The sequence below is a fragment of the Massilimicrobiota sp. An105 genome (genome assembly GCF_002161155.1).
Classification (GTDB): Bacteria; Bacillota_I; Bacilli_A; order Erysipelotrichales; family Coprobacillaceae; genus Allocoprobacillus; species Allocoprobacillus merdigallinarum.
The window spans coordinates 1-25,762 of record NZ_NFLY01000014.1; the positions used below are offsets into that span (position 1 = coordinate 1).

Here is a 25,762-nt window from a genome sequence, read left to right on the forward strand (position 1 = left end):
TGGTTACGTTTTTGCATGCAGAAAAATAGAGTAATGCTGGTGCATTACTTTTTATTTTGCTCATTGTTAATATTTGCTTTAAGCGTTTATCAACCAAACGAAACCAAATTCCTATAATATAAAAAAGGTAGTTAGAAATAACTACCAATTGATTTTTTGAAACTATTAAACATATCCACCATCAATCCATTCCCAAGTCGCCTCTGCAGTCTTTCCGGCTATATACATATAATCAAAATAATAGTGATTATTGCCTAATTGCTCAGGAGCATTGAAAAACGAAGTCTTAAATTCCACATAGACGATTATCACTTCTCGATAACTGCCTTTTTTGACATACTCAGCTTCCATTTCTTTGCTTTTATTCTCGTCATAATACACGCTATAGACTTTTGAATTATCGTTCTTATAACTTTTGATGGCGTCGTCCATAATCATATGGACATCTTCTTCTTTATGTGTTTCGTTATAACGAATTTCTTTTTTTGTTTTGATGGGTTGATTCAAAAACATAGCAACAAGTGATATAGCGACAATCAGTCCTAATATGATTCCTTTTGTTTTATTTTTCATACTATATTCTTAATCTTACATATAATCCTTTCTTTAAATCCTTCCAACCTTTCTGAGAAGCTTTTGCAACATAATTTGGAGTATGTTGTGCAATCGTCACATCATAATATCCGGCTGATGTTTTAGGTCCGTCAGCAACAACATATGCACAATGGTCATAATGGCCATCTCCACCCCAATCAGCTCCTATAATATCTCCTGCTTTAAGACTCTTAGATATTGAAGCAAAGTTAGGATATCCATTTTTAGCTCCTGTTTTCATATACCAGTATAAAACAAAAGCATGTGCATTTACCCAGGTTCTTGTATAAGGTTTCCATGTGTTATTTGTTTTTATTCCTCCAGCAACTAAAATCTGTGAAACAAAGTTTGTACAATCTCCCCTATTATCTCCTTGATAATACTTATACTTTTTTGTATTTGGTTTATCGCCATATACCCTTGCGTATCTATTTTGCTGCATGATTCTTCTATCTCTTGCACTTATACTTCTTGGAGCCATTCTTAAAGTTGCATTTGAATTTATAACCTTTTCAATGACTGGACTCGTGTATGGTAACAATATCACTAATTCATCAAATTGATAATCTTTTTGATTATATAGACTTAATATTTCTTTGTTCATAATATGATTTCTACAGACTGTAAAAAATTGACTTAAAATCTTAAGCTGTTTATCTTGAGCCACTTCATCTATTGTATATAACTTTTCGAATTCCTCTGCATATTTTTCACAATTATGAATCGTTAATTCTGATAAGTCGATTTTATCCTGATTATAGGATTTCATGATAGCTATAGCATTATCAAAATTCTTAAACTCCCAATATAATGGATTCGTCGTTCCCTTCAATTCAATACTTTTTTCATTGATTACAGGAATAATCTCATTCAATTCTAAATATGGATTATTTATGGTGTTTTCTGTATACTGTATGGCAGGATTTTCATTTGAAGCCATAACGTTTCCGATTGTTATTGAAAACACCATGATACCTGATAAAATCATCGTAAATACTTTCTTCATTGTTTTTCTCCTTTCCACTTTATAAATTCATATTATTATAAAAATGTGGATAATAGATGGAAAAAATATGAAAGTTTTATGAACAATTTTTTTGATAAATTTCATACAACAAGCATTTAATGTGATATACTATTCCTTGCCACAGGAGTCTCATAGACTCCTTTTGTTGTTGGCGGAGGGAAAATATTGTCAGTTAAACTTATTAATTCTATTATGGTAGAAAAGAATAATATCAATCTAGGACTTTCATTATATTTACATACAGATAAAGACAATAAACAGCACTTTGTCTATTATACAGACTATCTAGGATATGGAACCGATGAAGGAAAATATAGTCCTGTCATAGAGAAGACTATACACTTGGATAATCCGGATAATATGAGCGAAGAAGATTATGCTCAACGTATGGAAAGATATGTCAACGATATGAATAATATGTCCTTTGATGATGTTCTGTCATTGATTGCCTGTGCATAAAAAAAGTTCAAGGAAAAACTCCCTGAACTTATATTACTTTGTAAAAGGAACAACATCTTTAACAGCATCTTCTAAAGAGATTTGTTGATCATCATGATCCACATCAATAAGAAGATATTTATCATTTCCCATGTGTAATTCTTTCATATATGATAATTGACGTAAACCATGACGTGTTTCTATTCTTTCAACCAAATCATGATGGTCTTCTTCTTTCATGGCATAGACTAAATCTACTGATGCCTGATCAATCGCAAGGATATCTAATGAAGCTAAGATACCAACATTTGGTGTCACAACTGGTGCTGCAGCTGTTCCTTCACAGTCACAAGAAACAGACATATTACGCATCACATTGATAAAGACAATCTGATCTCCAAAGTGATCAACAACAGCTTTTGCTGATTCTGTCATACGTTCCATAAATTCTTCTTTCGCAATATCCCACATATCATCAGAACCAGGTGTGGTATGAATCATAGCTTTTCCAATACGTCCATCAGCACAGCCAATACCAATATTTTTATTGGATCCTCCAAAACCACCTTGTGTATGTCCTTTAAAATGCGTTAAAACAAGCATAGAATCATAGTTCACAATGTTCTTTCCCATTGTCATATGATCAAACCATTTTCCATCTTTCACTGGTAAATCGACTGTTCCATCAGCATCCATAATATCAACTGGGCAGAATGTCCATCCATTTACTTTTAATGTTTCAAGATGCTGATCTGTTGTATAACGATCTCCTTCGTAATACGTATTTGTTTCCACAATTGTCGCATCTGGTAACTGTGTTTTGATTAACTCTTCTACCCATGGACGAGGAATAATATTAGGTCCATGTTGTTCTCCGGTATGAAGCTTCACTGCAACTTTTCCATTTAAATGTTCCTGAATACGATTATAAACTTTTAATAATCCTTTTGCTGAAAGATCTCTTGTAAAATAAACGATAGATTCTTTTCCAATTCTTTCTTTGTAAGGTACATAATGATTTCCATTTGTTCCTGGAATAGGTTTTTGATTTGACATCTTCTTTCCTCCTCTCAATATGGATATTCTTAAAATTCTATTTCCATTAATCAAATTATAGCACTCATAAAAAAGATAAACAAGATACGAAAAAAGTCCGAAATGATCGGACTTATTTTCTCACAACACTGATTCTTTGTTGGATATGATTTCCTTTTGTGATTTCATCTACCATTGCGATAGCATAGTCAGCATATGAAATAATGCTTTCACCTTTTTCATTCAATATCAATTCTTCTCCACCTAAAATATATTGACCAGTTCTTTCTCCTTCAGCCTGGAAATCTCCTGCTGGACTGATAAATGTCCATTTGACATCATATCTTTCTCTTAATTCATCTAAAGCTTTTCCTTGTGCAGAAGCTAATGGTTTGAATTCTGCAGGGAAATCTTCACCATCCATAACCTGTAATGTATGCTCTTTATTCACATATAAACTTCCTGCACCACCAACAATACATAATCTGATGTCTGTTCCAGATAAAATATCACATAAATGTTTTAATGACGTACTATGTCCTGGAAGTTCTTCTGGAGCCCATGCACCAAATGCATCTACCACAACATCAAAACCAGCTAAATCTTCCTTTGTTAAATCATATAAATCTTTTTCTACATATTGCGTTGCTATAGTTTCATTTTCTCCTAAGGCAAATGCTGTCACATCCAATCCTCTTTCTACCGCTTCCTTAACAACTATTCTTCCAACTCTTCCGTTGGCACAAACAACTGCAATTTTCATAAGTTTTCCTCCTTCATTTTGTTGTAACCTTTCTTATTACAACTTTATTATATACCCGCTTTATTGTAACGTCGATAGTTACAATAAAATAATTTTATTATTTTTCCCGTCAAAAAAACATGAAATGTATTACATCCCATGTTCTTCCTTTTTATCTAAACTTTTTAAAGCATGATAAATGCCATCATGATTATTATCCTGAGTGACTCTTCCGACTTTCTTTTGAATATCTACAGGAGCATTCCCCATTGCCCAGCCATAACCAACTTCCATCAACATATCTAAATCATTATACTGGTCGCCAAATGCAACAACATTTTTTAATGGTATATGCCATAATTGACAAAGCTTTTGAACTGCTTTGGCTTTATTAATTCCTAAATCTACAATTTCAATCAGAATATCAGAAGATCGAACAATCGTACATTGAGGAAAAGCTTGTTGGAGATGTTGTTCGATGGTGAAAATATCTGATGAATGACAAATGCAAAGAATTTTATGAACTGTTGATAATGTCTGTAAGTCTTCTAGAGTGGCTTCTAAAGATTGCGCTTTCACTATACTTTCTTCTCTTAAAATACGCTCATCATGACGACTTTTAACAAACCATTGATCAAAAGAATAAACACACCATGCGACATCAAATGTTTCCAGTTCTTTTAAAACTTGTAATGCTGTTGTCGTGACCATACCTTTTTCTGCTAAAATATATCGCTGCTGATCCATAACCAAAGCTCCATTATAGGCAATAATTGATGCTTTCAATTGATAATCTTTAAGTATAGGGAAAATACCTGATGGACTACGTGCTGAAACCACAACAAAAGGAATATTTCTTTCCATCAATTGATGAAGTGCTTTTTGTGTCAATGGTGTGACTTGATGATTTTGATTTAAAAGTGTTCCATCAACATCACTAAAAATAGCCTGATACATAATATTTCTCCTTTATACAAAAAGGGATTGTTTAATAACAATCCACTATTTGATCTGATTAATGATTTTTTGAACGTTATCATATCCGTTTTTATAGCCAAGTCCTACAAGAGCACAAGAGAGGATGCTGATAATCAAAAGTATAACTCCTAGAACTTGTATAAATGGATGAATGGATGAACCAAATAGAACAAGAACGAAAGAAATTGAAGAAAATATAATAAGATTTCTTAACCATTTTTTTAAATGATTTAACATTTTTGTTTGATATTGTACTTCTGCTATATATGCTTTTTTCAGTTTGGCATCCATGATATCGTCTCCTTTGATTAATATTGTAAACCTGGATTAAAGAATCCAACTAATACACCAACAAATGCAATCACAACAAGTAATAACATAACTTTGATTGGTGACATTTTTCTTTTAGCAAGTAAATACCAGCAAAGCATAACAAATGCTGCCGTTAAAAATCCTGGATAAACACTATCTAATGTTTTTTGTAAATTCAAGTATGGTTCTGTTGCTCCTTTAGCTATTAAAGTAAAACTTGTTTCCACTGATACCCAAGTAGCTGCAACAGCTCCAATAACAATACCACCTAACATTGTAATTGATTCTCTTAAAGCTTCTCCTTGAGGTCCAACTAAGAAATCAACGGCTTTCCCACCTAATTCATATCCTTTGAAATATAAGAATTTCATTCCAAAGTAAGCAAATAAGTTCCAAACAATGATATAGAAGATAGCTCCTAAAGGTGATCCCCCATCAGACATTCCTAATGCAACGCCTAATAAAATAGGAATGACTGTACCAACAACTAATGAATCTCCAATTCCGGCTAAAGGTCCCATTAACCCAGCACGTAAACCATTAATTGTTTCATCATCTACATCATCACCATTGGCACGCGCTTCTTCCAAACCAGCTGTCATACCAACAATGACTGAACCAATTTGTGGCTCTGTATTAAAGAAAGCTGTATAAGTTTGCATAGCTTTGGCTTTATCTTCCTGTTTGTCATACAATTCATTAACAATAGGAAGCATTGAACATAAATATCCAAAAGTTTGCATATGTTCCTGAGAGAAACATGTTAAGTTTCCATAATACCAATTATGAAATGACTTTGTCAGAGTCTTTTTTGTTAATTTCTTTTCCATCTTAAATATCCTCCTCGTCATCATCATCAGCTTCTGATGCAGCTGCTGGCTTATTGATTGCTAACATTTTAATACGATAGTTAATTAAAGCAAACATTCCGGCAATCACTGTTGCAGATACAAGGTTAATACCCAATGCTGCTGCTAGAGTAAATCCAAAGAAGAATGGAATAAAGTCAACTGCTTTTGTTGCAATCTGTTTCAATAAAATCGCAATTCCAACACATGGAAGTAATGATCCAACAGTAAATAATGTCATCATTGCAATACCATCCATTGGTAAATAATTTTTAATTAATTCTACCATTGGAGCTCCCATCTTACACATAATCAAAGTTGGGATAAATGAACAAAGAATATGTGAAATCCAAGGTAATCCCATATTGACAACATATAATTTATTGAAATCACCTTTTTCTACAGCACGCCATCCCATATGTTGCCATACAAGATTGATTGTTGCTGTTCCATAAAACAAAACAGTTCCTAAAGTTCCAACCATTGTTCCAAATGAAGTTGCCATCGCTTGTCCATCTGCACTTCCGGCATCTAAACCATAGCTCTTTAATGCAATCATAGCTAGTGGAATTCCAATGTAACTTACAGCACGAACGTCAGCTGAAACAGTTCCTCCAGGTGTAACTAAAGCAATATAAACGACTTGCATCGCTACCCCAACTAAAATACCTGAATAAATATCTCCTAAAATAATACCACATACCAATCCACCAATTAATGGTCTACCTAAAGTGTAGTTACCAATTGATGTTCCACCTAAACCTGGCATACTTGATAAACAGGCAAAGAGTCCAAGTAAGGCAGCTTGAATCCAACTAATTTCCATAATAATGAAACCTCCCCTTTATTTTTTAATATCCAAATTTTCCTTTAAAATCATCCCATGTTCCAATAGAAACATCTGGTAATAAGGCGAATTTGATTTTATAACCAGCTTTAGCCATTTTCTCGAAAGCATCTGCTTCTTCTTGTGTAATAGACTGGTTATTTCCTAATTTGACTGCCCCTTCTCGATCATTACATGGTCCAACAATGACTGTATCAATACCACATTTGAACCCTTGATCCACTAAAATTTTGCACATATCAACTGGGTTTTTAGTAATCAAGAAATATCTTGTATCACTATCTAAAACCTTTTGTGCCTTTTTTTGAAAGTCATCCAATGTCCAGACAAATGTTTTCTTTCCACTGGCAGCTTTATAAGCAGCTTTTAACACATCATTTTTAGCTGCTTTATCATTCACAGCAATCAATCCATCACATGGATATTCACGAGCCCAACGTGTACATGTTTGCCCATGAATCATACGATCATCAATACGAATAAATGAAACTGACATATTATTCTCCTCCTTTAAATATCATCTTCATCATCATTAACAACTTTAAATTCTTTTAAAGCACTTTGTGCTTCATTTAAAACTTGTACAACAAGGTCATCACGTGCCATTGTATCTTTCATCAATACTGTTGTTAAAGCAAGTGGTAAATTCATTCCACCTATTGTTGTACAATGTTCACTTAATCCTTTTTCAGCGATTACATTCATAGCTGTTGTCAGTGGAGATCCACCAATCAAATCACCTAATAAAATGATTTCATCATCTTGATGAATACCCTCAATAACATGTGAAAATTCTTCTGCGAATTCATCAGCACTTTTTCCATTTTTTAAACCAGCTGATAAAACATCATCACGTTCTCCTGCTAACATGGAAAGTGCATCTTTTAATCCATCAGCAAATTGTCCATGACTTACCAAGACTAAGTATTTCATTTCTTTTTTCCCCTCCTCTTTTTGACACCATTATTGTATCAATTAAGCCCTTTCATTCCATCTGTCTATTGTCACATTTTTATCATGACAGATGATAGAAACAAATATGACATTTGTCATGCTTTTTTAATAAATTTCTTTTCTTAACAATTAACTCTTGTACTCAATAAAAGCATATGGCAAAATTATCCATAAGAAGAATGAATTGTTATTATAGAATGGGATATTTTATCAATATAAATCTCATCATGAAATATTCAAAGTAATTAACAAGAAAGATGAGAAAACACTCATATTTATACAACAAGATGGAGCTATGTTATTGCTGTCATCAATGACTTTCCACATAGATAAGTTTTCAGTATAGTTTTATTATTATTAACTCAGTTGAAAAGAAAGGAACAGATCATATGACGAAAATTATTTTATATCATAGAAGTCCTCATAAAATGATTAAACCTACTTATGGCTATGGAGAAGATAAGCATGATTATGGTAGAGGATTTTTTACCTAACTGATAATTTAGAATTAGCAGTCAAGAAAGTGGGTGAATACTAATATGGATTTTGTTTTCTTTCATAACCCAGATGAAGAAAATGGATATTTAAGCAATTGGTACATATCACAGTTTACTATACATGATATGTCCTTTTCTTCTATGGAACAATACATGTATATGAAAGCTAAATATTTTCATGATCATGAAATAGCTGAAAAAATACTATCTACTGATAATCCTGCCACTATCAAAGCGTTAGGAAGAGAAGTTTCCAATTATAATGAATCTTATTGGAATGGTATCAGGCAAATTATTATTTATGAAGGTTTATTAGCTAAATTTTCACAAAACGAACAATTAAAAATAGAATTATTAAACACACAAGAAACTATATTGGCTGAATGCGCTGTTGACGATAAAATCTGGGGTATTGGTTTGTCAATGAATGATAAAAAAAGATATGATATGTCTTATTGGAAGGGTAAAAATTGACTAGGATATAGTCTTATGATGGTGAGAAACAAAATAAGAGAAAGCCTCTAATTACAGATACAAAAGAATATAATAATGAAATATAAAAAGAGATTTCTTAAATGATAGCGTAAAATCATTGTTGAAATCTCTTATTTTTTCATGACTCATTATAAATCATAAACAAGTTAGAAAAATATACAATTTTTGATGCTTTATTCTCTTAAATATTCATTAACTTCATTTTGTAAAGACATTAATGATAAATCTAAATCTTCATTATTTTGTATCATCTGTTGTATCTGTGTATCCATCATTGTTAGAGTGGCATTATATTTTCGAAATTGATTTTGATTCATAGCATTTTCCATAACATCATTCAACAAGCTTAAATCAACTTGCGTATCTCCTAAGGATTCTTCGTTGAGTAGACTTAATGCTTCAGTTGATTGAATAACAGTTTTTAAAGATGATATTCCCTGTGAATAGCGAAAAAGACTTTCTTGCGTTTCTTGATCATATGTTAGTAGTTTTAAAAAATCCCAGGCCTGCTGTCCATAAGATGTACGAGCAGAAATACCCATCAATAATGAAGACACTTCACTACGACTTTCTGTCATCCCAGGCATAGGAACACAATCCCATTCAAACTGAGAATATTTTTGAACACGATAAGGATAAGGCTTATAAGTACGATATTGTGCAAAAGGCATCGGAGAAAATGCCACCTTCCCTGTATCAAAATCCTGAGAAGTCACTGTATAGCCTTTATTCAATTGATTCAATCTCTGAATGAAAGCAATCGCATTTTTTACAGGTTCCTGGTTTAAATAACATGTCTGACCTGTTTCATCAAACAAACTAACTTCATGACTATAAACAGAGTCTAACCAATCATAATTATAACAACCATATTGGTCAATCTGTCCATCATTATTCGTATCTTTTGTTACTTGTTGACAGATATTATAAAAATCATCTAAAGTCCAGTCATTACTTGGAAGATCTATATTTTCTTTTTGCAGTAATGTTTGATTCACAAACATTAATGTTGGATTACTTTCATAAGGCAAAGCATACTGATGATGCTGATATTGCCCTGCAAGCAAGGCGTTTTCATAGTAAACATCGCTATGAAACTGACTATCTTTTTGCATAAAATCATCTAAGTTCTTTAATGCACCTAGCGCACTTAAAGTATTAAAATCTTCACTTAAGACCATAAAGATGTCTGGTTCTTCTCCTTTTAAATATTGAGCAGATAACCATTCTGAATAATCATCTTTTAAAATACCACTTTCATATTCAATATGAATATCAGGATTTTCCTCTTCATATCTTTCAATAGCCTGATCAATAATTTTATAACAATCACCATTAGGTACATCCCAGTTACTTCCAGCAAAAATACCAACTTTTAAAGTTATGCGTTGAGGGCGCCAAACAACACATAAAAGACATCCCAATACAACCAGTATACAGACTATCTTTTTTCTACTCATCGCTAAAATCCTTTGTCGTAATACCTGTTTGTACCGCCCATATTGCCAGTTGTGTACGATCTCTTAAATTTAATTTAGATAAAATCGAACTTAAATAATTTCTTACTGTTCCTTCTGATAGAAAAAGCTTTTGTGCTATTTCTTTATTGGATAATCCAAATGCAACTTGTTGAATCACTCGCCATTCAGGATGACTAATATCTTGAATAGCCTCTTCATCAACCTGAATTGCATAATTATTTTGTGTCATTTTAGAAAACATGCTGAAAACTTTCGTGGCAATATCGGGATTAATCATAGCTCCACCACTATTCACAGTGACAATAGCCTGATAAAGCTCATCCATTCCTACACCTTTCAATAAATAACCACTCGCTCCATATTTAAGCGCACTAAATACGAAATCGTCATCATCAAATGTTGTCAAAATAATAATTTTTGTTTGAGGATATTTTTCCTTCACAATTTTTGTACAGTGAACACCATCCATTCCTGGCATACGAATATCCATCAAAATGACATCAGCTGTTTCTTGTTCAAGAATATGAATCACTTCAAACCCATCCGATGCAACATCTACAACCTGGATATCTTCATGTATCCCTAATACAATTTTTAAAGATTCTCTAATCAATTCCTGATCATCTGCAATAATCACTTTAATCATTATCTGTCCTCTCCTCTTACTTATACTGGTATTTTAGCGATTGTCAAAAAGCCATGATGACCATCAAACTCTACCTGACCATTAATAACCGCAAGACGTTCTCTCATTTGTGTTAAGCCAAATCCATAATGGACATGATCACAACCAATTCCATTATCTTGTATTTTGAGATATAAGAAATGATTTTCCTGATAAAGATGAATATGAACTTCTGTCGCATGTCCATGACGCAAAGCATTCGTAATAGATTCCTGTATAATTCTAAATAAAATTTCTTCTTTTGTTTTTTCCAGATCTATATTTTCTAGTTCATACTCTAATGCAATCGTCAGATCACTTACACTGGAAAATTCTCCTATCATACGTTCTATAGCTTCTTTTAAACTATGTTCTTCTAAAGCTCCTGGTCTTAACTTATTTAAAGAATTACGAACATCTTTAATGCCCTGCCTGACAACTTTTGAAATAACTTGTAGCTGCGCTTTCGTTGCTTTAGGATTTTGATCAATCATCGCAATACAAGCATCCACTCCTGCTGCTATTCCCGTCAAAGCATGACCTAAAGTATCATGAATTTCTCTAGCCAGACGTTTTCTTTCATTGTTTTCTCCAATTTTTTCGGTAATGGCTGCATAATTTTCTAATTCTTTATTCACCTGATGCACCATATCCAATTCTTGAGAAATATGCTGATTCTTTTGTATTTCATCTACCAGATAAACAATCATAAAAGCAATAAACAATATCATATTGAGCGTTTCTAAACATGACTTACTCATCATAAAGATACCATTAATTTGTGATCCATAGATTTGAAAATATTCATTTATACTTGTCAATGGAAAAATAGCCGAAAAAACATCATAACTAGATATTAAATAAGCCACAACCAAAACCCCAATAAACCACTTAGAATATCTTCCATCTCTTAAATGAAATATACAATCACAAAAAACAAGCAACAAGATACCATTATATCCCATATACAAAAAATAAATCAAAGTAAAACTAACAATCATTTCAATAAAACTATAAATAAAATTGAGTCTTTTATGCGCAATTACTTTTTCACTACGACTATACATAATAAAGATAAATATACCATACAACATCAATGAACCAAAAAATGCAACAATGGGCTGATGTGGAAGATACGTAATCCGATCTAAAAAATCCCTAGCCAAACGTGTGGAAACAATATATTGCGTTGTCAAAAGAATAACACTGCCATAAAAAACAACAATCAACATATTCAATATCGTCATTGCATTTCTTAAAAATGATAATAAACGCTGATAAGAATATTGCATTATTGCCACCCCGTTTCATCATACATTTCAATATTATCTTCATTAATCAGTTGAACAGGTATGACAACTTCATTTTCAATATCTTTTCCTGCTAAGTATTCATACATTTTTTCTGCTGCCAGATGCCCAATAGAAATAGGTGATTGAGCGACTGTTCCAGCTATCATTGCATGACCACCTATAAGTGTTTTCATATCAGGTGTTCCATCAACTCCATAAACAACTGTATTTTCCTGATGATGTGCTTCCAATGCAGCCAAAGCTCCTAAAGCACTTGGATCATTCAATGCCATGACAACATCAATATTTGATTGACGCTGTAATATATCTTCCATTAAAGGCATCGCCAGTTCTACCTGTCCTTCACACTCACCTTCATCTACAACTTGATATTGTGATAATCCATCTATTGTATCTAAAAAACCATCTATACGATCTTTCGCAGATTTGACATTTGTATGTTTCAACAAAACAATGCGCGCAGAATCAAATCTTTTCATCATATCATTGGCACATTGTACCCCTGCATCATAATTATCTGAAACAATTGTACAATTCACAAGTTCTTCATTTTTAACAGGTGCATCCACAACAATAACAGGTATTCCAGCTTGATGAGCCGCTTCTAATGCTGGTGTAATTTTCTCAGAATCAATGGGATTAATAAAAATACCATCTACATGATAATCAATAAATGAGTATATCTGTTCTATTTGTTTATCCACATCTAAAGCAGGATCTCTGACAAGAAGCTGATCGCCATTGTCTTCTATTGCTTTCAATAACTCATTGTTGATAACTTCATAAAAAGGATTATTCATTGTCATGTATGTCACACCAAATATGCGATTTTGTGTATTAGGATATTGATAATGATAATAAATAATGCCTATCATCAATGCTCCAATGATGCCTAAAATCACTATTAATGATTTTAAATTGTTTTTAACCATGATTTCACCACTTTTCCTATAATTCTATCTTATCTATTTTTTTAAATATTCTCAATAATAAATATTTTCAAGTCTATGATTTTTTACAAAAAAAAGCTCCAAGAAAATCTTGGAACCTCTTTTTAATATTGTATTCTCTTTTTGATTAATCTAAATCCTCACCATTAGAAGCAATGACTTTCTTATACCAATCATAAGAATCTTTTTTACTTCTTTCTAATGTTCCATGTCCTTCATTATCTCTATCTACATAAATAAATCCATAGCGTTTTTTCATTTCTCCTGTTGTAAATGAAATACAGTCAATACATCCCCATGGTGTATATCCCATTAAGTCTACTCCATCTTCTTCTACTGCTTTCTTCATTTCTTCAATATGTGCTCTTAGATAATCAATACGGTATGGATCATGGCATGAACCATCTGCTTCTTTAACATCTATTGCGCCAAATCCATTTTCTACAATGAATAATGGTTTTTCATATCTTTCATAGAAAATATTCAAAGCATATCTTAATCCTTCTGGATCAATAGCCCATCCCCAGTCAGAAACTTTGACATATGGATTTTCTACACTGTATTCACTAGAACCATCTGTTGCCTTAGAAACATCTTTATGCGCTGTTGAATCTACAGTGTTTGTCATATAATAACTGAATCCAATATAATCCACTGTTCCCTCTGCTAAGATTTTTTTATCCTCTTCTGTAATATCAATATCAAATCCTTTTCTTTCAAACATCTTTAAAGCATAAGCTGGATAATGTCCTCGACATTGGACATCACAGAAGAACCAGCGATCATGCATCATTTGTACTGATAACACCATATCCGCAGGACGACAAGAGTATGGATAAATAGGAACCATGGCTATCATGTTTCCAATCTTGAAATCAGGATTGATTTCCTTACCTGCTTTGACAGCTAGAGCACTGGCAACTAGGGTATGATGAGCGCATTTATACATGGCTTCCTCTGGATTATCATAATCTCCAAAATGAGCTCCGCTGTTTGTCCATCCGAAGATATCATTCTTATAATTCATCTGATTGTTGATCTCATTGAAAGTCATCCAATATTTGACTTTATCTTTATATCTTTCAAAGCAGACCTTTGCGAATTTCACAAAGAAATCAATTGTCTTTCTGTTCATGAACCCACCATATTCTTTAGCTAAATGATATGGCATTTCAAAATGAGATAAAGTAATGACTGGTTCAATACCATATTTTAATAATTCATCAAAAACATCATCATAGAACTGTAATCCTTCTTCATTAGGTTCTTCTTCATCACCCAATGGAAAGATACGTGTCCAGGCAATAGATGTTCTAAAACATTTAAAGCCCATATCAGCAAACATGGCAATATCTTCTTTATAATGATGATAGAAATCAATCCCAACATGATTAGGATAGTATTTTCCTTCAATCACACCATCCGTAATTTCTCTAGGTACGCCATGTGCTCCTGCTGTCATGACATCTGCGACACTTAAACCTTTTGATGTTTCTAAAACACCACCTTCAAATTGATGGGCAGCTAAAGCTCCACCCCATAAAAAATCCTTACTTAATACCATTTTCTTTCTCCTTTCCTCATATAAAATATAAGCTTATAATTTTATTATAAGTATATTTCTATTGATATCAATATCTTTTCATCTTATTGGTTTTTTAAGCCCAACAAAACCATCTATAATGGAAATATTTGATAAGATGAACACATAATTTTAACAAAATAACAGAAGAAAATCATATAAACATATATTCAATTATGATTATTACGCATCGTTAAAAACATCTATACAAAAATACTTTCTAAAGTATGATTAACATTTCCTGTCGCAAAATCTAAGGCTTCTACTTCCATAACCTTTTTGCCAAACTTTCTTTTTAAATTTGGATACATATAAGCCACTTGAGGTGCTAATAAAATGATATCATAATCATTTGCTACATCTTCTACATTCATTATTGGATAAGCATCCACAATGATATTTTGTTGAGCTTGTTGCATTAAAGAAGCATAATAATGACTTGTTAAACCTGATGTACAACAGATTAATATTTTTAAAGAAGAAAGTTTTAAAGAGGAATTTACTTTATTGTGATGATTTTCATCTTTTAGAAATTGGAAGAAAGAGAGAATGTTTTTTCTGGTTGATAAAATATCCATCATTTCAAAATGTAAATAAAACACATTCTTTTCAGTCCATTTATCCTCAATAGATAATTCCATCATGTTAAACTCTTTATAAAATATGATATGAGCATGATACTTATCATTACAAAAACACACAATATTCTTGTCATGACAGATATGTGCATTTTTCATTGTGCTCACCCAGCGATAAAAATAACGAAATAAATAATCACGACTCATGATTCCATCTCCTTTTCTATGAATCAAAAACTTCTGATACTTCTTTGAGTAAAGATATAATCTCTAAGTGCTGTGGACAGACACTTTCACATTGTCCACATGCAATGCAAGCTTTAGCGGGTTGATAATCTCCTGTGCTATGATCTTTATAATAAGTCTGATAGCGTCTATTTTCGCCATACATTTTGGCACTGTTATAAGCTGTAAATAAATCCGGTATTTGAATACGCATTGGACAGCCTGGTGTACAGTAACGACATTTTGTACATGGAATAGTTGGATATGATAAGACCTGATCTGTAACTTGCTTAATCAATTTGGCTTCTTCATTATTGATTTTTTCAAAATGAGTCATCGTATCCAGATTATCATTCATCTGTTGTGCATTAGACATACCTGATAAAATTGTCATAACACCATCTAAGGATGCAACATAACGCAAAGCCCATGATGCTATAGATTTTTGAGGAGCGTAATCTTTATATATTTTTTCAATATCATCAGAAAAGCTTGCCAGTGTTCCACCTTTGATAGGTTCCATCACAATAATAGGTTTATGATGTTTTCTAGCTACTTCATAATTTCTTCTTGATTGAATCACTCCATTTTCCCAATCTAAATAGTTAAGTTGTAACTGTACAAAATCTATTTCAGGATGCTCTGTTAAAACTTTGTCTAAAAAATCAGCATCATCATGAAATGAGAATCCCATATATTTGATTTTTCCCTGCTTTTTCATTTCTTGAATAAAATCAAAACATTGATATTTTTCATATGTTGGATAATGACTCTTTTCAACACTATGCAATAGATAGAAATCAAAATAATCAACACCCGTTCTATTTAATGATTCCTGAAAAATCCTTTCAACATCTTCCTGACAAGTTAATTTCCATGCAGGAAGCTTATCTGCTAATGTATAAACATCTCTAGGATACTTTTCAACTAAAGTTTGACGAATAGCTTCTTCACTTCCTTCATACACATAAGCCGTATCAAAATAGTTAAATCCTCTTTCCATATAAGAATCAACCATTCTCTGGACTTCATCTAACTTGATTTGACCTTGCTTGTCTTTTGGTAATCTCATTAACCCAAAACCTAATTTTGAATTTGATAACATACGATTCCTCCTTATCATTTTTATAAGCACTTTTATCATATTGATTTTAGATTCATTAAACAATGGTATTTCATTGAAATAAAACTCCATTTACAAATAAGTTGTTTTTTATATACAATTCTGTAAATTCATTTTGAATCTTTGGGTGATTCTAGAGTCCTTAAAAAAATTATGCTATGATAAAAATGAGGTGATATCCATGTTAATTAGAGAACGATTAGAAAGATGTGACTTTTCTCATAGCGAAAGAGTCATTATTGATTTTATTTTAAAAGAAAAAATGAAAATTAAGGATATGACAACCAAGGATATAGCAAACGCTACATATACTTCACCTTCTACTTTAATCAGAATTGCACATAAGATGAAATTCAAAGGATGGAATGAATTAAAAGAAGCTTATTTAAAAGAGGAAGAATATCTGGAAACACATTTTTTAGATGTAGATGCAAACTTTCCATTTACCAATGATGATACAATTATGTCTATTGCTTCCAAACTTGCGGCTTTAAAGAAAGAAGCCATTGATGATACATTATCACTTGTGACTCATGATGATTTACAAAAAGCTGTTCAAATCATTCGTAAAGCATCTTCTATTTATGTTTTTGCAGTTAGTAATAATGGTCTGATTTCACAGGAGTTTGCACATAATATGTCTAGAATTCAAAAGAAAGTCACGATCTGTCATCTGCAAGGAGAACTGGTTTATAGTGCTATGAATGCTGAACCTCAATCTTGTGCTATTATTGTTTCTTATTCAGGTGAAACACCCATTCTTTCAAGAGTCATTCAAGCTTTAAAAGCCAATGGCATTCCCATCATCGCTTTAACAAACATCGGTGAAAACACTGTTTCTAAACATGCAGATGTGGTTTTAAGAATTTGTACAAGAGAAAAGCTTTATTCAAAGATTGCGACTTTTTCTACTGATATTTCTTTTGAATATATATTAGATTTACTTTATTCCTGCATCTTTGCATTAAACTATGATCAAAACGTAGAAAGAAAAACAAAGATTTCTTCAATGATTGAAAAAGGACGTTTTTCAACCATTGATATTATGAAAGAAGATGAATTTTAAAAAAGATATAGCCATTGCGCTATATCTTTTTCTATCCCTTATATTCCCATCCATGTTCTCCATGATAAATCATCTGTTTTGTCATACCACCATCAATACAAATGTTTTCACCAGTGATAAAACTGGCTTTATCGCTACATAAAAATAAAACCATATGAGCAATATCTTCAACTTTGCCAATACGTTTAACAGGATGTTGTAAAACATCTGCTCCCTGATAAACTGTCTGGTCTGATTCTGTTTGAATCCATCCCGGTGAAATAGAATTCACACGCACTTTTCCAGCTAAGGACATGGCTAAACTATGCGTTAAGGCATGAATACCACCTTTAGCCGCACTATAACTTTCACTTTGAGGCTGACTCATCCCATCTCTTGATGAAGAAATATTGATAATACAACCTCCTTTACGAAAATCATCTTGAAACAATTTCGTCAAATAAAACGGAGCAGTGACACCAACAGATAAAGCATATTGAAATTCATCATAACTACATTCTTCAATTCCTTTAAACAGTGGTTTTGCGTTATGAATCAAATAATCTATATGCCCATAATCATCAATCACTTTTTGATGAAACTGTTCTAAAATATCTTGACTGCCAACATCACCCTGAAAATAATCATTCTTTTCAGTATCTATAATGCAAACATGCGCTCCTTCTTTTTGAAACATTTCAGCAATGCATTTCCCAATACCTTTAGCGCCACCTGTCACAACCACAACCTTATCTTGAAATTCCATAAAAAACCTCCTAATCAAATAGATGTTGATGATTTCCACTTGGTATTCTATAAAAGATACAAATCACCATACCCACTATAGATAATAAACATAGAATTAAATAAAATATATCATATGAATAAAAATCAATCAAATATCCCGCAACAAACTGAAATACAATAGAGCCAAAATTACGACATGTCTGAACAAGGGCTAAGGCACTCATCTGATGTTTCATATCCACAATTGTTGCGACAATTTTTAAATTCAACATGATAAATAACATTGTGGAAACTGCTTTTGTACATATTGATACAATGATTACAATCATTGCCTGTTTTATAAAGGAATAAGTAAAAAACTGTATCGTTAGTAATAAAAATATACCGATAAGTAATTGTTTATTAGTTAATCTGTTCATATAATACTGTGAAAAATAAATAATCGGTAGTTCTGAAAGAGTCAAAATAAAAATCACTGTCGATATTGTATTCATTGATAATCCCAAATTTTGAAACATAGCTGGTAGGTAGGTTGTATTGGTATTTGTTATAGCATAGAACAGACATACAATAATTAAATAGATGATAAAATTCTTTTGAAATAAACCTATTGTTTTTTCTTTCTTTTGGGTTTTGATCTGTTTTACATTTTGTGTGCCATAAATACCTATGACACATAAAATCAATCCTATCGTAAAGAATGCATACATAGCTTCTGGTGAAACATCATCATAAATAACACCTGATATCTTAGATGCAACAGCATAACCAATCGTTCCCCAAATTCTAATCTTTCCATAGGAAAAACGTGATAATGTTGCCATATTCTCAATAACAGGATTAGCCGCATTAAATAATCCTAAAGCTAAACTATAAATCAATGCAATCATATAAATATTTTGAGCATAAATAAATATGATTCCTAAAACTGCTGCTAATAATAAAATCAACATATTTAATCTTTTTTGAGAATAATGATCATTGAAATAACCGACAATAGGTTGAATAATCATGGATAAAATAAATGAACATGAGACAACCATAGAAACTTGTGAAGCATGATAACCTTTATCCATCAAATAAACAGATATATATCCAGAAAAAACAGCTAATGAAAAGAAATAAAAGAAATACATGAGTAAATAACTGAAATAACTATTTTTATAATGTATACGCATAGACATTCTTTCTTAAAAATCAAAATGGTCTGGATCAGGTCCGGTTCTTTTATTTTGATTCAGTGCATTCATGATCTCCATTTCTTCTTTCGTTAATTCAAAATCAAACAAATCAATATTTTCTTCAATACGTTCTTTATGAACTGATTTAGGTAATACAACAATATGTCTTTGTAGTAACCATCTTAAAATAATCTGTGCTGTTGATTTATGATATTTATCAGCAATCATTTGAATAGCAGGCATATGTAAACAGGCTCCACTTCCTAGTGGTGACCAGGCTTCCAAAACAATTTTATTGTCCTGACAAAACTGTATAGTTTCTTCATCCTGCATTTGTGGATTGATTTCTATTTGGTTCACTGCTGGAATCTTATGAACCTGAGATAATAAATTTTGTAAATGTGATTTTCTAAAATTAGATACACCTATACTTTTGACAAGTCCTTCTTCTTTCAGTTTCTCCATTTCTAAATAAGCTTCAACATAACCTTCTACAGGCCAATGAATTAAATATAAATCTACATAATCCATCTGTAATTTCTGTAAACTTGTTAATAAAGCCTTGTGTGTATTTCCAACTCTGATATCATCATTCCATAATTTTGTCGTGATAAAGATATCTTCTCTTGGTATTCCACTTTCTTTGACAGCCTCTCCAACAGCTTCTTCATTACCATAACAGGCTGCAGTATCAATATGACGATAACCCGCTTTTAAAGCATCTAAAACAGCCTGTTTTGTATCTTTTCCACTTTGCCATACACCTAAAGCAATAACAGGCATCTTTTGACAACAACATAATTTGACTTTTGTATTCTGATTCATTTTCATCTCTCCTTATTCTTCTCTCATTCCCAATTTCTAACTAAATAATCTTTTTTCATTTCCTCGATCAATCTTAAAGGAAATAACTAATAATAAACTGATCACCATGCAAATCAGACAAATCATATAAAGATAAGAATATGAGTTCATGTCCAGTATGTATCCAGCTGCATTTTGAAATATAATCGAAACTAGATTTTTTAATGTCGCAACAATGGCTAAAGCAGTTATTTGATGTTTTTCATCAATTAATGTATTCACAACTTTAAGATTAATCATTATAAATAACATTCCAGCAGGATGCTTGACTAAAAAAGTGACAATCACAGTCATCCACATAGGCATGTCTAATTCATATACACCACATTGAACACAGACCATTGTCGTCGCAATCATTAATAATGTTTTATTAGATAAACGATCCATAAAATGACTAGATAATAATACAAGTGGTGCTTCACAAAAAACAGCAATAGATAAGACTGTCGATGTTATTCCTACATCTAATCCTTTATCTGTCAACATGGATGGAATAAATGTATTGGACATATAAGTCACACCATAAAACAGACCACAAATCAGTAAATAATATAAGAATTTTTTATTTTTTAATATTTCGCTTGTTTTGGCTGTATTGTCACGCTGTGATTGTTTTTGCATATGTGGTTGAGTTCCTAATAAACCAAGAATACATAAAAACATGGTGAAAACAAAAAAAATAAAAATAGCTTGTGGTGAAATACGTTCGTATAGAAGCCCAGCTAATTGTGAACCTAAAGCATAACCAATTGTTCCCCAAATTCTTATTTTTCCATATTGATAAGGGGATGCAGTCGCAATTTTTTCCATGATAGGATTGACACCATTAATGCTCATCAAGACAACACTGTAACTGATCATAATCATGATAAGATGACATGATAACATAAAAACAAGACCACCCACAATCGCAATGACAAATAAAACAGTATTCACTTTTTTGAGATTATACTGATCATTCCATTTACCAATGATGGGTTGTGTGATTAAAGATATTAAAAATGAGGCAGATACAACCAATGAAACCTCACTGGCTTTAAATCCCATGCCCATCAAATAAACTGAAATCAAAGCACCAAATAATGCCCATGATAAATAATAAAAATTATACATGAAAAAGTAACTTAAATAACTATTCTGATAACGTTGCCAAAGACTTACACTTTTATAATTTCTGATACTTTCCATAACTTTTCTCCTTTCTGCTTTTTTAATTTAACAAAAAGGATTTCATGATAAAAGACTTGAACGAAAGTTTCAAAACCTGTTTTAAAAAATAAAATGTATAAGCTTATATTTTGTAAATAGGATTTACAAAATATATTCTGAAAATAAAGAAATAATCTTATTTTATTGAAAAATATTTGTCAGGAAGATGTTTTTAGCTTTCTATTTTATGTTTTTTTGATAAACTAGAAATAAAGATAGGAGGAATATTATGCTTTGTGATTATCATGTACATACTCACTATAGTGATGATAGTGAATATCTCATGGAAGATGTTGTGAAAGATGGAATTAATAAAGGATTATCAGAAATCTGTTTTACTGATCATGTGGATTATGGAATCAAGTATAACTGGGATGATCCACGTGCTTTTCAAAAAAGATATGAAACACTTTTAGCAAATGTCAATTATCCTGAATATGAAAAAGAAATTGATGAGTTAAAAGAAAAATATAAAGATCAGATTACATTGAAAATGGGACTGGAATTTGGTATTCAGACACATACAATTGAAAAATATCAAAAATTATTTCATGAATATCCTTTTGATTTTATTATTCTTTCTATTCATCAGGTAGAAGATCAAGAATTTTGGACACAGGATTTTCAAAAAGGCAAGACACAGCTTGAATATAATATGCGCTATTATCAGGAAATGCTTGAAGTTGTAAAAACATATAAAGATTATAGTGTTTTAGGACACATGGATTTGATTACACGTTATGATTTAAATGGGGCTATTGATTTTGCTTATATTCAAGATATTGTCAAAGACATTTTAGAGATTGTTATCAAAGATGGTAAAGGCATTGAAATCAATACTTCATATCATCGTTATGGCTTAAAAGATATGACCCCATCTCGAAATATTTTAAAGCTTTATAAAGAACTGGGTGGTCAAATTATTACAATTGGTAGTGATTCACACCAACCAGATCATCTCGGTGCTTATATTGAAGAAGCCAAAGAAGAACTTAAAAAATTAGGCTTTGAATATTATTGTACTTTTGATAAGATGCAACCTATATTTCATGAACTTTAAAAGCTAACCCCAGGGTTAGCTTTTCAAATAACTATTTGATATCAATTTTTAAATCTTTAAAGAAAGCTTCTGTTCCAATATCCACAAAAAATCCAACTGAACCTTTCAAATCTTTTCCATGTTTCATATCCTCAACAACAAGAATCAACTTATCATTGATATAAAATGAAGCATGTTCATCTTCGATAACTGCTTTTAATTGAATCCATTCATTCAAATCAATATCAACAGGTGCTTCATATTGTGCAATCTGATGATTTCTAAAATATTCAAAAGTATATTTTGGATATGAAAAATACTGACATCCATGCGTTTTTCTCATAGGATCTTGACATTGTTTACCATTTGTTGGTCGTACATAAAATGACTCAAATTGCTTGTCATCATCTGTAATACGATAAGCAATACCTATAAATCCTCTTGCGAAATCTGGTGCATCAGGCAATAGACGACTTAACATTTTTACTTCGATTGTTCCATTGTGAAATGAAAAATCTTTTAATTTTGCATAAGTATTTTCATCAAATTCCATGATTTTTTCAACTTTGATAACTCTTAATACTTTTTCACCATCAAGTTCTACATTTTCAATATTTGTATGAACAGGTATAAAAGACTTTTTATTTAAATCCATTTGTTTTTCCATTGTTCTTCTCTCCTCTATCATAATATACTCCAAATTTGATAAATTTGTAAGTAGGCACTTTTTTGTGCCATAGTTACCAAAAAGTAGGAATTATAAAAAATTGATTTTATGATTTGCATCATGATATGCTTACATCGTATAATTCTTATATACATAACTTTTGGCATATATCATAAAAATTGACTATAAGGAGTGTTTAAAATGATCAAAAAAGAAAATTTACCTGAATGTCCTGTTGCGACAACTGTTCAACTTATAGGAAGTAAGTGGAAACTACTCATTTTAAGAGATTTGATGACTGAAAAAAAACGTTATAATGAACTAAGGAGATCATTAGATGGAATTTCTCAAAAAGTTTTAACTGCTACGCTTAAATCCATGGTAGAAGATGGTATCGTCATTAGAACGGCTTATCCTGAAGTACCACCAAGAGTTGAATATAGTTTAAGTGAAATAGGTGAATCGCTTCGTCCTATTATTGATATTATGGGACAATGGGGAACACATTATAAAGAAACTTTGCAAGAATAAAAGGAAAGTTCAAATGTTGAAAATAACATAAGAACTTTCCTTTTATATATGAGATTTATCTGTTTTTTGTGCTTCCATAAAAGCATAAATATCATCCGGACTTTCTTGCATGCCTCGTGCAATCCACTCTTTAATCCAGCCATAATTGCCATAAGTCATATAAGCGACTGCATAGGCTTCTAGATTAGATAATTGATTATCTTGAATCATTAATTTTTTTAAAGTATTTCTAAATAAATAAAATAAATCTTTTTGATAAAGTAAAATATAAAAATCTTTATAAGCTACCAAATGTTCAAATAAAGTTTTCATAATCAATTCAAAGGGCATCTGATCTTGAAGTTTCCATTCTTTGATAATTTTGTCAAGATATTGTTTTAAAATATCTTCTTTATCTTTATAGTTACGATAAAAAGAAACTCTCCCAACTTGAGCTTTTTCAGTAATTTCACTAATCTGTATATCCTTTAAATTTTTTGTATTTAAAAGTTCTAATAATGCTTTTGTCATTGCCACTTTGACATATTGATTTCTTTCATCATTATCCATGATGTAACACAATCCTGCTTTGTTTCAGCATTTGGCTTCATGGGGATTTATTGTCATTGGCAATGATGATCCAAGCACAGGATTTGGTTTATCAGCTGATGAAACAATTGACTACTTAATAAAAATTAATGAAAATCAAAATCATATTCTCCACCATCATATTGATTTGAAACACATTGGTCTAACGGGTCATTCTCAAGGTGGTGCTGGTGTATTGACTGCTATATCTCATGCAAAACATCAACAGATTTATAAAACAGCTATTGCTTTATCACCCACTCATGAAAAAATGGCTCATGATTTGGGATGGTTCTATGATCTCACTCAAATTTCTATCCCCCTATTCATGATTGCAGGAACAGAAGGTGATTTTGAAACCAAAGCTATTATTCCTTTAGAAGCCATGCAACAAATGTATGATAAAATTCCTTCACCAAAAGTGATGATGCGAAGAAAAGAGGCTGATCACGGAGAGATGTTATATTCAGCAGATGGATATGTTACAGCATGGTTAATGTGGCAATTACAAGATGACATTTATGCAAGCCAGGCTTTTCTAGGTAACAATGCTGAAATATATCATAATGATTTATATCAAGATGTTCACTATGATGAGTAACTTACTAATAAAAAACTATATAAAACAGATTTCTTTTATAACATACAAACGAAAATACTCAGGGATAATCCATATATTAAAAAGATATCTCACAAAATTCTCAAAAGTTTAAAATGGAATTCTGGACTTGCTATTCAAAGAGTGATACCCTTTCTTTCACACTTTCTTCCTTTGATATTGATTCACATAATCTTGGGCCAAAACATATGAGTAACATTGTCCAACGAACAAAAAAAGGAAGCACTGCACTTGGAAAGATTTGAAGATACTAGAAAATACAATGATGGTCGCTTCAAGGCAAGGAAAATGTCTCCTGAAGAAAAGATTGCCTATCAGAAGCTAGAAAAATAGCTACAATAAGCGTCAACAAAAAAGAGCACCAAGATAAGGAAAAGCCTATCTGTCAGTCATGTTGAGAAATAAAGAATCTGTGGAACGGGAATTGGGTGCAACAAACGCCCTTATCGAAAAATCGCAGCAACTCAATCATATGAAATTCAATCTGATTTAACATCTACCGTGCTTACCAATAATCAATTGATTAATGATGAGCTACAAGAAGAAAATGATATGGAACTATAATGATGGCAAGTTGCGGTCGTTAATTTACTGGAAAATATTTGTTTAT

General features: G+C 31.7%; 30 protein-coding genes. 7 read left to right on the forward strand and 23 right to left on the reverse strand.

Annotated features, from left to right (window positions below):
- Positions 1–165 precede the first annotated feature (165 nt).
- Both B5E48_RS05385 and B5E48_RS05390 read right to left on the reverse strand, forming a co-directional pair.
- Positions 166–573 (reverse strand): hypothetical protein, encoded by a 408-nt coding sequence (locus B5E48_RS05385; RefSeq protein WP_087297525.1) that lies wholly within the window; start codon positions 571–573, stop codon positions 166–168.
- 1 nt (position 574) lies between these two features.
- Positions 575–1,600 carry an amidase domain-containing protein gene (locus B5E48_RS05390; RefSeq protein WP_087304349.1) on the reverse strand — a complete coding sequence of 342 codons (1,026 nt, stop codon included), beginning with the start codon at positions 1,598–1,600 and terminating at the stop codon, positions 575–577.
- Positions 1,601–1,786: 186 nt separating this feature from the next.
- On the opposite strand from B5E48_RS05390, the gene B5E48_RS05395 reads away from it, so the two are divergent.
- Positions 1,787–2,080, forward strand: a complete 294-nt coding sequence (locus tag B5E48_RS05395; protein ID WP_087244274.1) for a hypothetical protein — start codon at positions 1,787–1,789, stop codon at positions 2,078–2,080.
- Between the two features lie 33 nt (positions 2,081–2,113).
- Here the strand turns inward: B5E48_RS05395 and B5E48_RS05400 are convergent, their stop codons facing one another.
- The 8 genes from B5E48_RS05400 to B5E48_RS05435 all read right to left on the reverse strand — a co-directional run bounded on the left by B5E48_RS05400 (position 2,114) and on the right by B5E48_RS05435 (position 7,754).
- A complete protein-coding gene (locus B5E48_RS05400) occupies positions 2,114–3,115 on the reverse strand; it encodes a DUF362 domain-containing protein (RefSeq protein WP_087304350.1) in 1,002 nt (333 codons plus the stop codon).
- Positions 3,116–3,227: 112 nt separating this feature from the next.
- Positions 3,228–3,857 carry an NAD(P)-dependent oxidoreductase gene (locus B5E48_RS05405; protein WP_087304351.1) on the reverse strand — a complete coding sequence of 210 codons (630 nt, stop codon included), beginning with the start codon at positions 3,855–3,857 and terminating at the stop codon, positions 3,228–3,230.
- Positions 3,858–3,986: 129 nt separating this feature from the next.
- A complete protein-coding gene (locus tag B5E48_RS05410) occupies positions 3,987–4,793 on the reverse strand; it encodes a Cof-type HAD-IIB family hydrolase (RefSeq protein WP_087304352.1) in 807 nt (268 codons plus the stop codon).
- A gap of 45 nt (positions 4,794–4,838) precedes the next feature.
- Positions 4,839–5,105 carry a hypothetical protein gene (locus B5E48_RS05415; RefSeq protein ID WP_087297521.1) on the reverse strand — a complete coding sequence of 89 codons (267 nt, stop codon included), beginning with the start codon at positions 5,103–5,105 and terminating at the stop codon, positions 4,839–4,841.
- A gap of 17 nt (positions 5,106–5,122) precedes the next feature.
- Complete coding sequence (locus B5E48_RS05420; RefSeq protein ID WP_087304353.1) at positions 5,123–5,956, reverse strand: PTS system mannose/fructose/sorbose family transporter subunit IID; 834 nt, start codon at positions 5,954–5,956, stop codon at positions 5,123–5,125.
- 1 nt (position 5,957) lies between these two features.
- Complete coding sequence (locus tag B5E48_RS05425; protein WP_087304354.1) at positions 5,958–6,800, reverse strand: PTS mannose/fructose/sorbose/N-acetylgalactosamine transporter subunit IIC; 843 nt, start codon at positions 6,798–6,800, stop codon at positions 5,958–5,960.
- Positions 6,801–6,825: 25 nt separating this feature from the next.
- On the reverse strand, positions 6,826–7,317 hold the full coding sequence (locus B5E48_RS05430; protein ID WP_087304355.1) for a PTS sugar transporter subunit IIB: 492 nt from the start codon (positions 7,315–7,317) through the stop codon (positions 6,826–6,828).
- Positions 7,318–7,331: 14 nt separating this feature from the next.
- Positions 7,332–7,754 (reverse strand): PTS sugar transporter subunit IIA, encoded by a 423-nt coding sequence (locus B5E48_RS05435; protein ID WP_087244266.1) that lies wholly within the window; start codon positions 7,752–7,754, stop codon positions 7,332–7,334.
- Between the two features lie 410 nt (positions 7,755–8,164).
- Between B5E48_RS05435 and B5E48_RS13835 the strand changes: the two genes are divergently transcribed.
- Together B5E48_RS13835 and B5E48_RS05440 are read left to right on the forward strand one after the other, a co-directional pair.
- The gene (locus tag B5E48_RS13835) at positions 8,165–8,269 is read left to right on the forward strand and encodes a DUF3990 domain-containing protein (RefSeq protein WP_143747008.1); all 105 of its coding nucleotides are present in this window, start codon (positions 8,165–8,167) and stop codon (positions 8,267–8,269) included.
- Between the two features lie 45 nt (positions 8,270–8,314).
- A complete protein-coding gene (locus tag B5E48_RS05440; protein ID WP_087304356.1) occupies positions 8,315–8,746 on the forward strand; it encodes an NADAR family protein in 432 nt (143 codons plus the stop codon).
- A gap of 194 nt (positions 8,747–8,940) precedes the next feature.
- On the opposite strand, the gene B5E48_RS05445 is transcribed toward B5E48_RS05440, so the two are convergent.
- The 7 genes from B5E48_RS05445 to B5E48_RS05475 form a co-directional block, all read right to left on the reverse strand.
- Positions 8,941–10,227 carry an ABC transporter substrate-binding protein gene (locus B5E48_RS05445; protein ID WP_206407318.1) on the reverse strand — a complete coding sequence of 429 codons (1,287 nt, stop codon included), beginning with the start codon at positions 10,225–10,227 and terminating at the stop codon, positions 8,941–8,943.
- Complete coding sequence (locus B5E48_RS05450; RefSeq protein ID WP_087304358.1) at positions 10,220–10,894, reverse strand: response regulator transcription factor; 675 nt, start codon at positions 10,892–10,894, stop codon at positions 10,220–10,222. Before B5E48_RS05450 ends, B5E48_RS05445 begins: the two co-directional genes overlap by 8 nt.
- A 20-nt stretch (positions 10,895–10,914) precedes the next feature.
- The gene (locus tag B5E48_RS05455; protein ID WP_087304359.1) at positions 10,915–12,204 is read right to left on the reverse strand and encodes a sensor histidine kinase; all 1,290 of its coding nucleotides are present in this window, start codon (positions 12,202–12,204) and stop codon (positions 10,915–10,917) included.
- Entirely contained in the window at positions 12,204–13,157 is a 954-nt protein-coding gene (locus B5E48_RS05460; protein WP_087244260.1) for a sugar ABC transporter substrate-binding protein, read from the reverse strand. The genes B5E48_RS05455 and B5E48_RS05460 overlap by 1 nt, the downstream gene beginning before the upstream one ends.
- 145 nt (positions 13,158–13,302) lie before the next feature.
- Entirely contained in the window at positions 13,303–14,739 is a 1,437-nt protein-coding gene (locus B5E48_RS05465) for a 6-phospho-beta-glucosidase (RefSeq protein WP_087304360.1), read from the reverse strand.
- 221 nt (positions 14,740–14,960) lie between these two features.
- Positions 14,961–15,542 (reverse strand): PTS sugar transporter subunit IIB, encoded by a 582-nt coding sequence (locus B5E48_RS05470; protein ID WP_087304361.1) that lies wholly within the window; start codon positions 15,540–15,542, stop codon positions 14,961–14,963.
- Positions 15,543–15,558: 16 nt separating this feature from the next.
- Entirely contained in the window at positions 15,559–16,665 is a 1,107-nt protein-coding gene (locus tag B5E48_RS05475) for an aldo/keto reductase (RefSeq protein ID WP_087304362.1), read from the reverse strand.
- Between the two features lie 199 nt (positions 16,666–16,864).
- On the opposite strand from B5E48_RS05475, the gene B5E48_RS05480 reads away from it, so the two are divergent.
- A complete protein-coding gene (locus B5E48_RS05480; protein ID WP_087304363.1) occupies positions 16,865–17,749 on the forward strand; it encodes a MurR/RpiR family transcriptional regulator in 885 nt (294 codons plus the stop codon).
- Positions 17,750–17,780: 31 nt separating this feature from the next.
- Here the strand turns inward: B5E48_RS05480 and B5E48_RS05485 are convergent, their stop codons facing one another.
- From B5E48_RS05485 to B5E48_RS05500, 4 genes are read right to left on the reverse strand one after another with little or no spacing between them, the layout of a single operon-like run.
- On the reverse strand, positions 17,781–18,494 hold the full coding sequence (locus tag B5E48_RS05485) for an SDR family NAD(P)-dependent oxidoreductase (RefSeq protein ID WP_087304364.1): 714 nt from the start codon (positions 18,492–18,494) through the stop codon (positions 17,781–17,783).
- Between the two features lie 10 nt (positions 18,495–18,504).
- Positions 18,505–19,653 carry an MFS transporter gene (locus B5E48_RS05490; RefSeq protein WP_241146930.1) on the reverse strand — a complete coding sequence of 383 codons (1,149 nt, stop codon included), beginning with the start codon at positions 19,651–19,653 and terminating at the stop codon, positions 18,505–18,507.
- A gap of 12 nt (positions 19,654–19,665) precedes the next feature.
- Positions 19,666–20,481 carry an aldo/keto reductase gene (locus tag B5E48_RS05495; protein WP_206407319.1) on the reverse strand — a complete coding sequence of 272 codons (816 nt, stop codon included), beginning with the start codon at positions 20,479–20,481 and terminating at the stop codon, positions 19,666–19,668.
- A 36-nt stretch (positions 20,482–20,517) separates the two neighbouring features.
- Positions 20,518–21,708: an MFS transporter gene (locus B5E48_RS05500; RefSeq protein WP_087304366.1), complete on the reverse strand. Its 1,191-nt coding sequence runs from the start codon at positions 21,706–21,708 to the stop codon at positions 20,518–20,520.
- A gap of 250 nt (positions 21,709–21,958) precedes the next feature.
- Between B5E48_RS05500 and B5E48_RS05505 the strand changes: the two genes are divergently transcribed.
- Positions 21,959–22,789, forward strand: a complete 831-nt coding sequence (locus B5E48_RS05505) for a histidinol-phosphatase HisJ family protein (RefSeq protein WP_087304367.1) — start codon at positions 21,959–21,961, stop codon at positions 22,787–22,789.
- Between the two features lie 31 nt (positions 22,790–22,820).
- On the opposite strand, the gene B5E48_RS05510 is transcribed toward B5E48_RS05505, so the two are convergent.
- Positions 22,821–23,435 (reverse strand): hypothetical protein, encoded by a 615-nt coding sequence (locus B5E48_RS05510; RefSeq protein WP_206407320.1) that lies wholly within the window; start codon positions 23,433–23,435, stop codon positions 22,821–22,823.
- 201 nt (positions 23,436–23,636) lie between these two features.
- Here B5E48_RS05510 and B5E48_RS05515 point away from each other — a divergent pair, with 201 nt between their 5' ends.
- On the forward strand, positions 23,637–23,966 hold the full coding sequence (locus B5E48_RS05515) for a winged helix-turn-helix transcriptional regulator (RefSeq protein ID WP_087244251.1): 330 nt from the start codon (positions 23,637–23,639) through the stop codon (positions 23,964–23,966).
- 42 nt (positions 23,967–24,008) lie between these two features.
- On the opposite strand, the gene B5E48_RS05520 is transcribed toward B5E48_RS05515, so the two are convergent.
- A complete protein-coding gene (locus tag B5E48_RS05520; protein ID WP_087304368.1) occupies positions 24,009–24,515 on the reverse strand; it encodes a TetR/AcrR family transcriptional regulator in 507 nt (168 codons plus the stop codon).
- A gap of 19 nt (positions 24,516–24,534) precedes the next feature.
- Here B5E48_RS05520 and B5E48_RS05525 point away from each other — a divergent pair, with 19 nt between their 5' ends.
- On the forward strand, positions 24,535–25,134 hold the full coding sequence (locus tag B5E48_RS05525) for a poly(ethylene terephthalate) hydrolase family protein (protein WP_087304369.1): 600 nt from the start codon (positions 24,535–24,537) through the stop codon (positions 25,132–25,134).
- Positions 25,135–25,762 lie beyond the last annotated feature (628 nt).

Bases quoted from the DNA above. Each gene is read 5' to 3' on its own strand.
- B5E48_RS05385 (WP_087297525.1), bottom strand. From the start codon at position 573: ATGAAAAATAAAACAAAAGGAATCATATTAGGACTGATTGTCGCTATA.
- B5E48_RS05390 (WP_087304349.1), bottom strand. From the start codon at position 1,600: ATGAAGAAAGTATTTACGATGATTTTATCAGGTATCATGGTGTTTTCA.
- B5E48_RS05400 (WP_087304350.1), bottom strand. From the start codon at position 3,115: ATGTCAAATCAAAAACCTATTCCAGGAACAAATGGAAATCATTATGTA.
- B5E48_RS05405 (WP_087304351.1), bottom strand. From the start codon at position 3,857: ATGAAAATTGCAGTTGTTTGTGCCAACGGAAGAGTTGGAAGAATAGTT.
- B5E48_RS05410 (WP_087304352.1), bottom strand. From the start codon at position 4,793: ATGTATCAGGCTATTTTTAGTGATGTTGATGGAACACTTTTAAATCAA.
- B5E48_RS05415 (WP_087297521.1), bottom strand. From the start codon at position 5,105: ATGGATGCCAAACTGAAAAAAGCATATATAGCAGAAGTACAATATCAA.
- B5E48_RS05420 (WP_087304353.1), bottom strand. From the start codon at position 5,956: ATGGAAAAGAAATTAACAAAAAAGACTCTGACAAAGTCATTTCATAAT.
- B5E48_RS05425 (WP_087304354.1), bottom strand. From the start codon at position 6,800: ATGGAAATTAGTTGGATTCAAGCTGCCTTACTTGGACTCTTTGCCTGT.
- B5E48_RS05430 (WP_087304355.1), bottom strand. From the start codon at position 7,317: ATGTCAGTTTCATTTATTCGTATTGATGATCGTATGATTCATGGGCAA.
- B5E48_RS05435 (WP_087244266.1), bottom strand. From the start codon at position 7,754: ATGAAATACTTAGTCTTGGTAAGTCATGGACAATTTGCTGATGGATTA.
- B5E48_RS13835 (WP_143747008.1), top strand. From the start codon at position 8,165: ATGACGAAAATTATTTTATATCATAGAAGTCCTCATAAAATGATTAAA.
- B5E48_RS05440 (WP_087304356.1), top strand. From the start codon at position 8,315: ATGGATTTTGTTTTCTTTCATAACCCAGATGAAGAAAATGGATATTTA.
- B5E48_RS05445 (WP_206407318.1), bottom strand. From the start codon at position 10,227: ATGAGTAGAAAAAAGATAGTCTGTATACTGGTTGTATTGGGATGTCTT.
- B5E48_RS05450 (WP_087304358.1), bottom strand. From the start codon at position 10,894: ATGATTAAAGTGATTATTGCAGATGATCAGGAATTGATTAGAGAATCT.
- B5E48_RS05455 (WP_087304359.1), bottom strand. From the start codon at position 12,204: ATGCAATATTCTTATCAGCGTTTATTATCATTTTTAAGAAATGCAATG.
- B5E48_RS05460 (WP_087244260.1), bottom strand. From the start codon at position 13,157: ATGGTTAAAAACAATTTAAAATCATTAATAGTGATTTTAGGCATCATT.
- B5E48_RS05465 (WP_087304360.1), bottom strand. From the start codon at position 14,739: ATGGTATTAAGTAAGGATTTTTTATGGGGTGGAGCTTTAGCTGCCCAT.
- B5E48_RS05470 (WP_087304361.1), bottom strand. From the start codon at position 15,542: ATGAGTCGTGATTATTTATTTCGTTATTTTTATCGCTGGGTGAGCACA.
- B5E48_RS05475 (WP_087304362.1), bottom strand. From the start codon at position 16,665: ATGTTATCAAATTCAAAATTAGGTTTTGGGTTAATGAGATTACCAAAA.
- B5E48_RS05480 (WP_087304363.1), top strand. From the start codon at position 16,865: ATGTTAATTAGAGAACGATTAGAAAGATGTGACTTTTCTCATAGCGAA.
- B5E48_RS05485 (WP_087304364.1), bottom strand. From the start codon at position 18,494: ATGGAATTTCAAGATAAGGTTGTGGTTGTGACAGGTGGCGCTAAAGGT.
- B5E48_RS05490 (WP_241146930.1), bottom strand. From the start codon at position 19,653: ATGCGTATACATTATAAAAATAGTTATTTCAGTTATTTACTCATGTAT.
- B5E48_RS05495 (WP_206407319.1), bottom strand. From the start codon at position 20,481: ATGAATCAGAATACAAAAGTCAAATTATGTTGTTGTCAAAAGATGCCT.
- B5E48_RS05500 (WP_087304366.1), bottom strand. From the start codon at position 21,708: ATGGAAAGTATCAGAAATTATAAAAGTGTAAGTCTTTGGCAACGTTAT.
- B5E48_RS05505 (WP_087304367.1), top strand. From the start codon at position 21,959: ATGCTTTGTGATTATCATGTACATACTCACTATAGTGATGATAGTGAA.
- B5E48_RS05510 (WP_206407320.1), bottom strand. From the start codon at position 23,435: ATGGAAAAACAAATGGATTTAAATAAAAAGTCTTTTATACCTGTTCAT.
- B5E48_RS05515 (WP_087244251.1), top strand. From the start codon at position 23,637: ATGATCAAAAAAGAAAATTTACCTGAATGTCCTGTTGCGACAACTGTT.
- B5E48_RS05520 (WP_087304368.1), bottom strand. From the start codon at position 24,515: ATGGATAATGATGAAAGAAATCAATATGTCAAAGTGGCAATGACAAAA.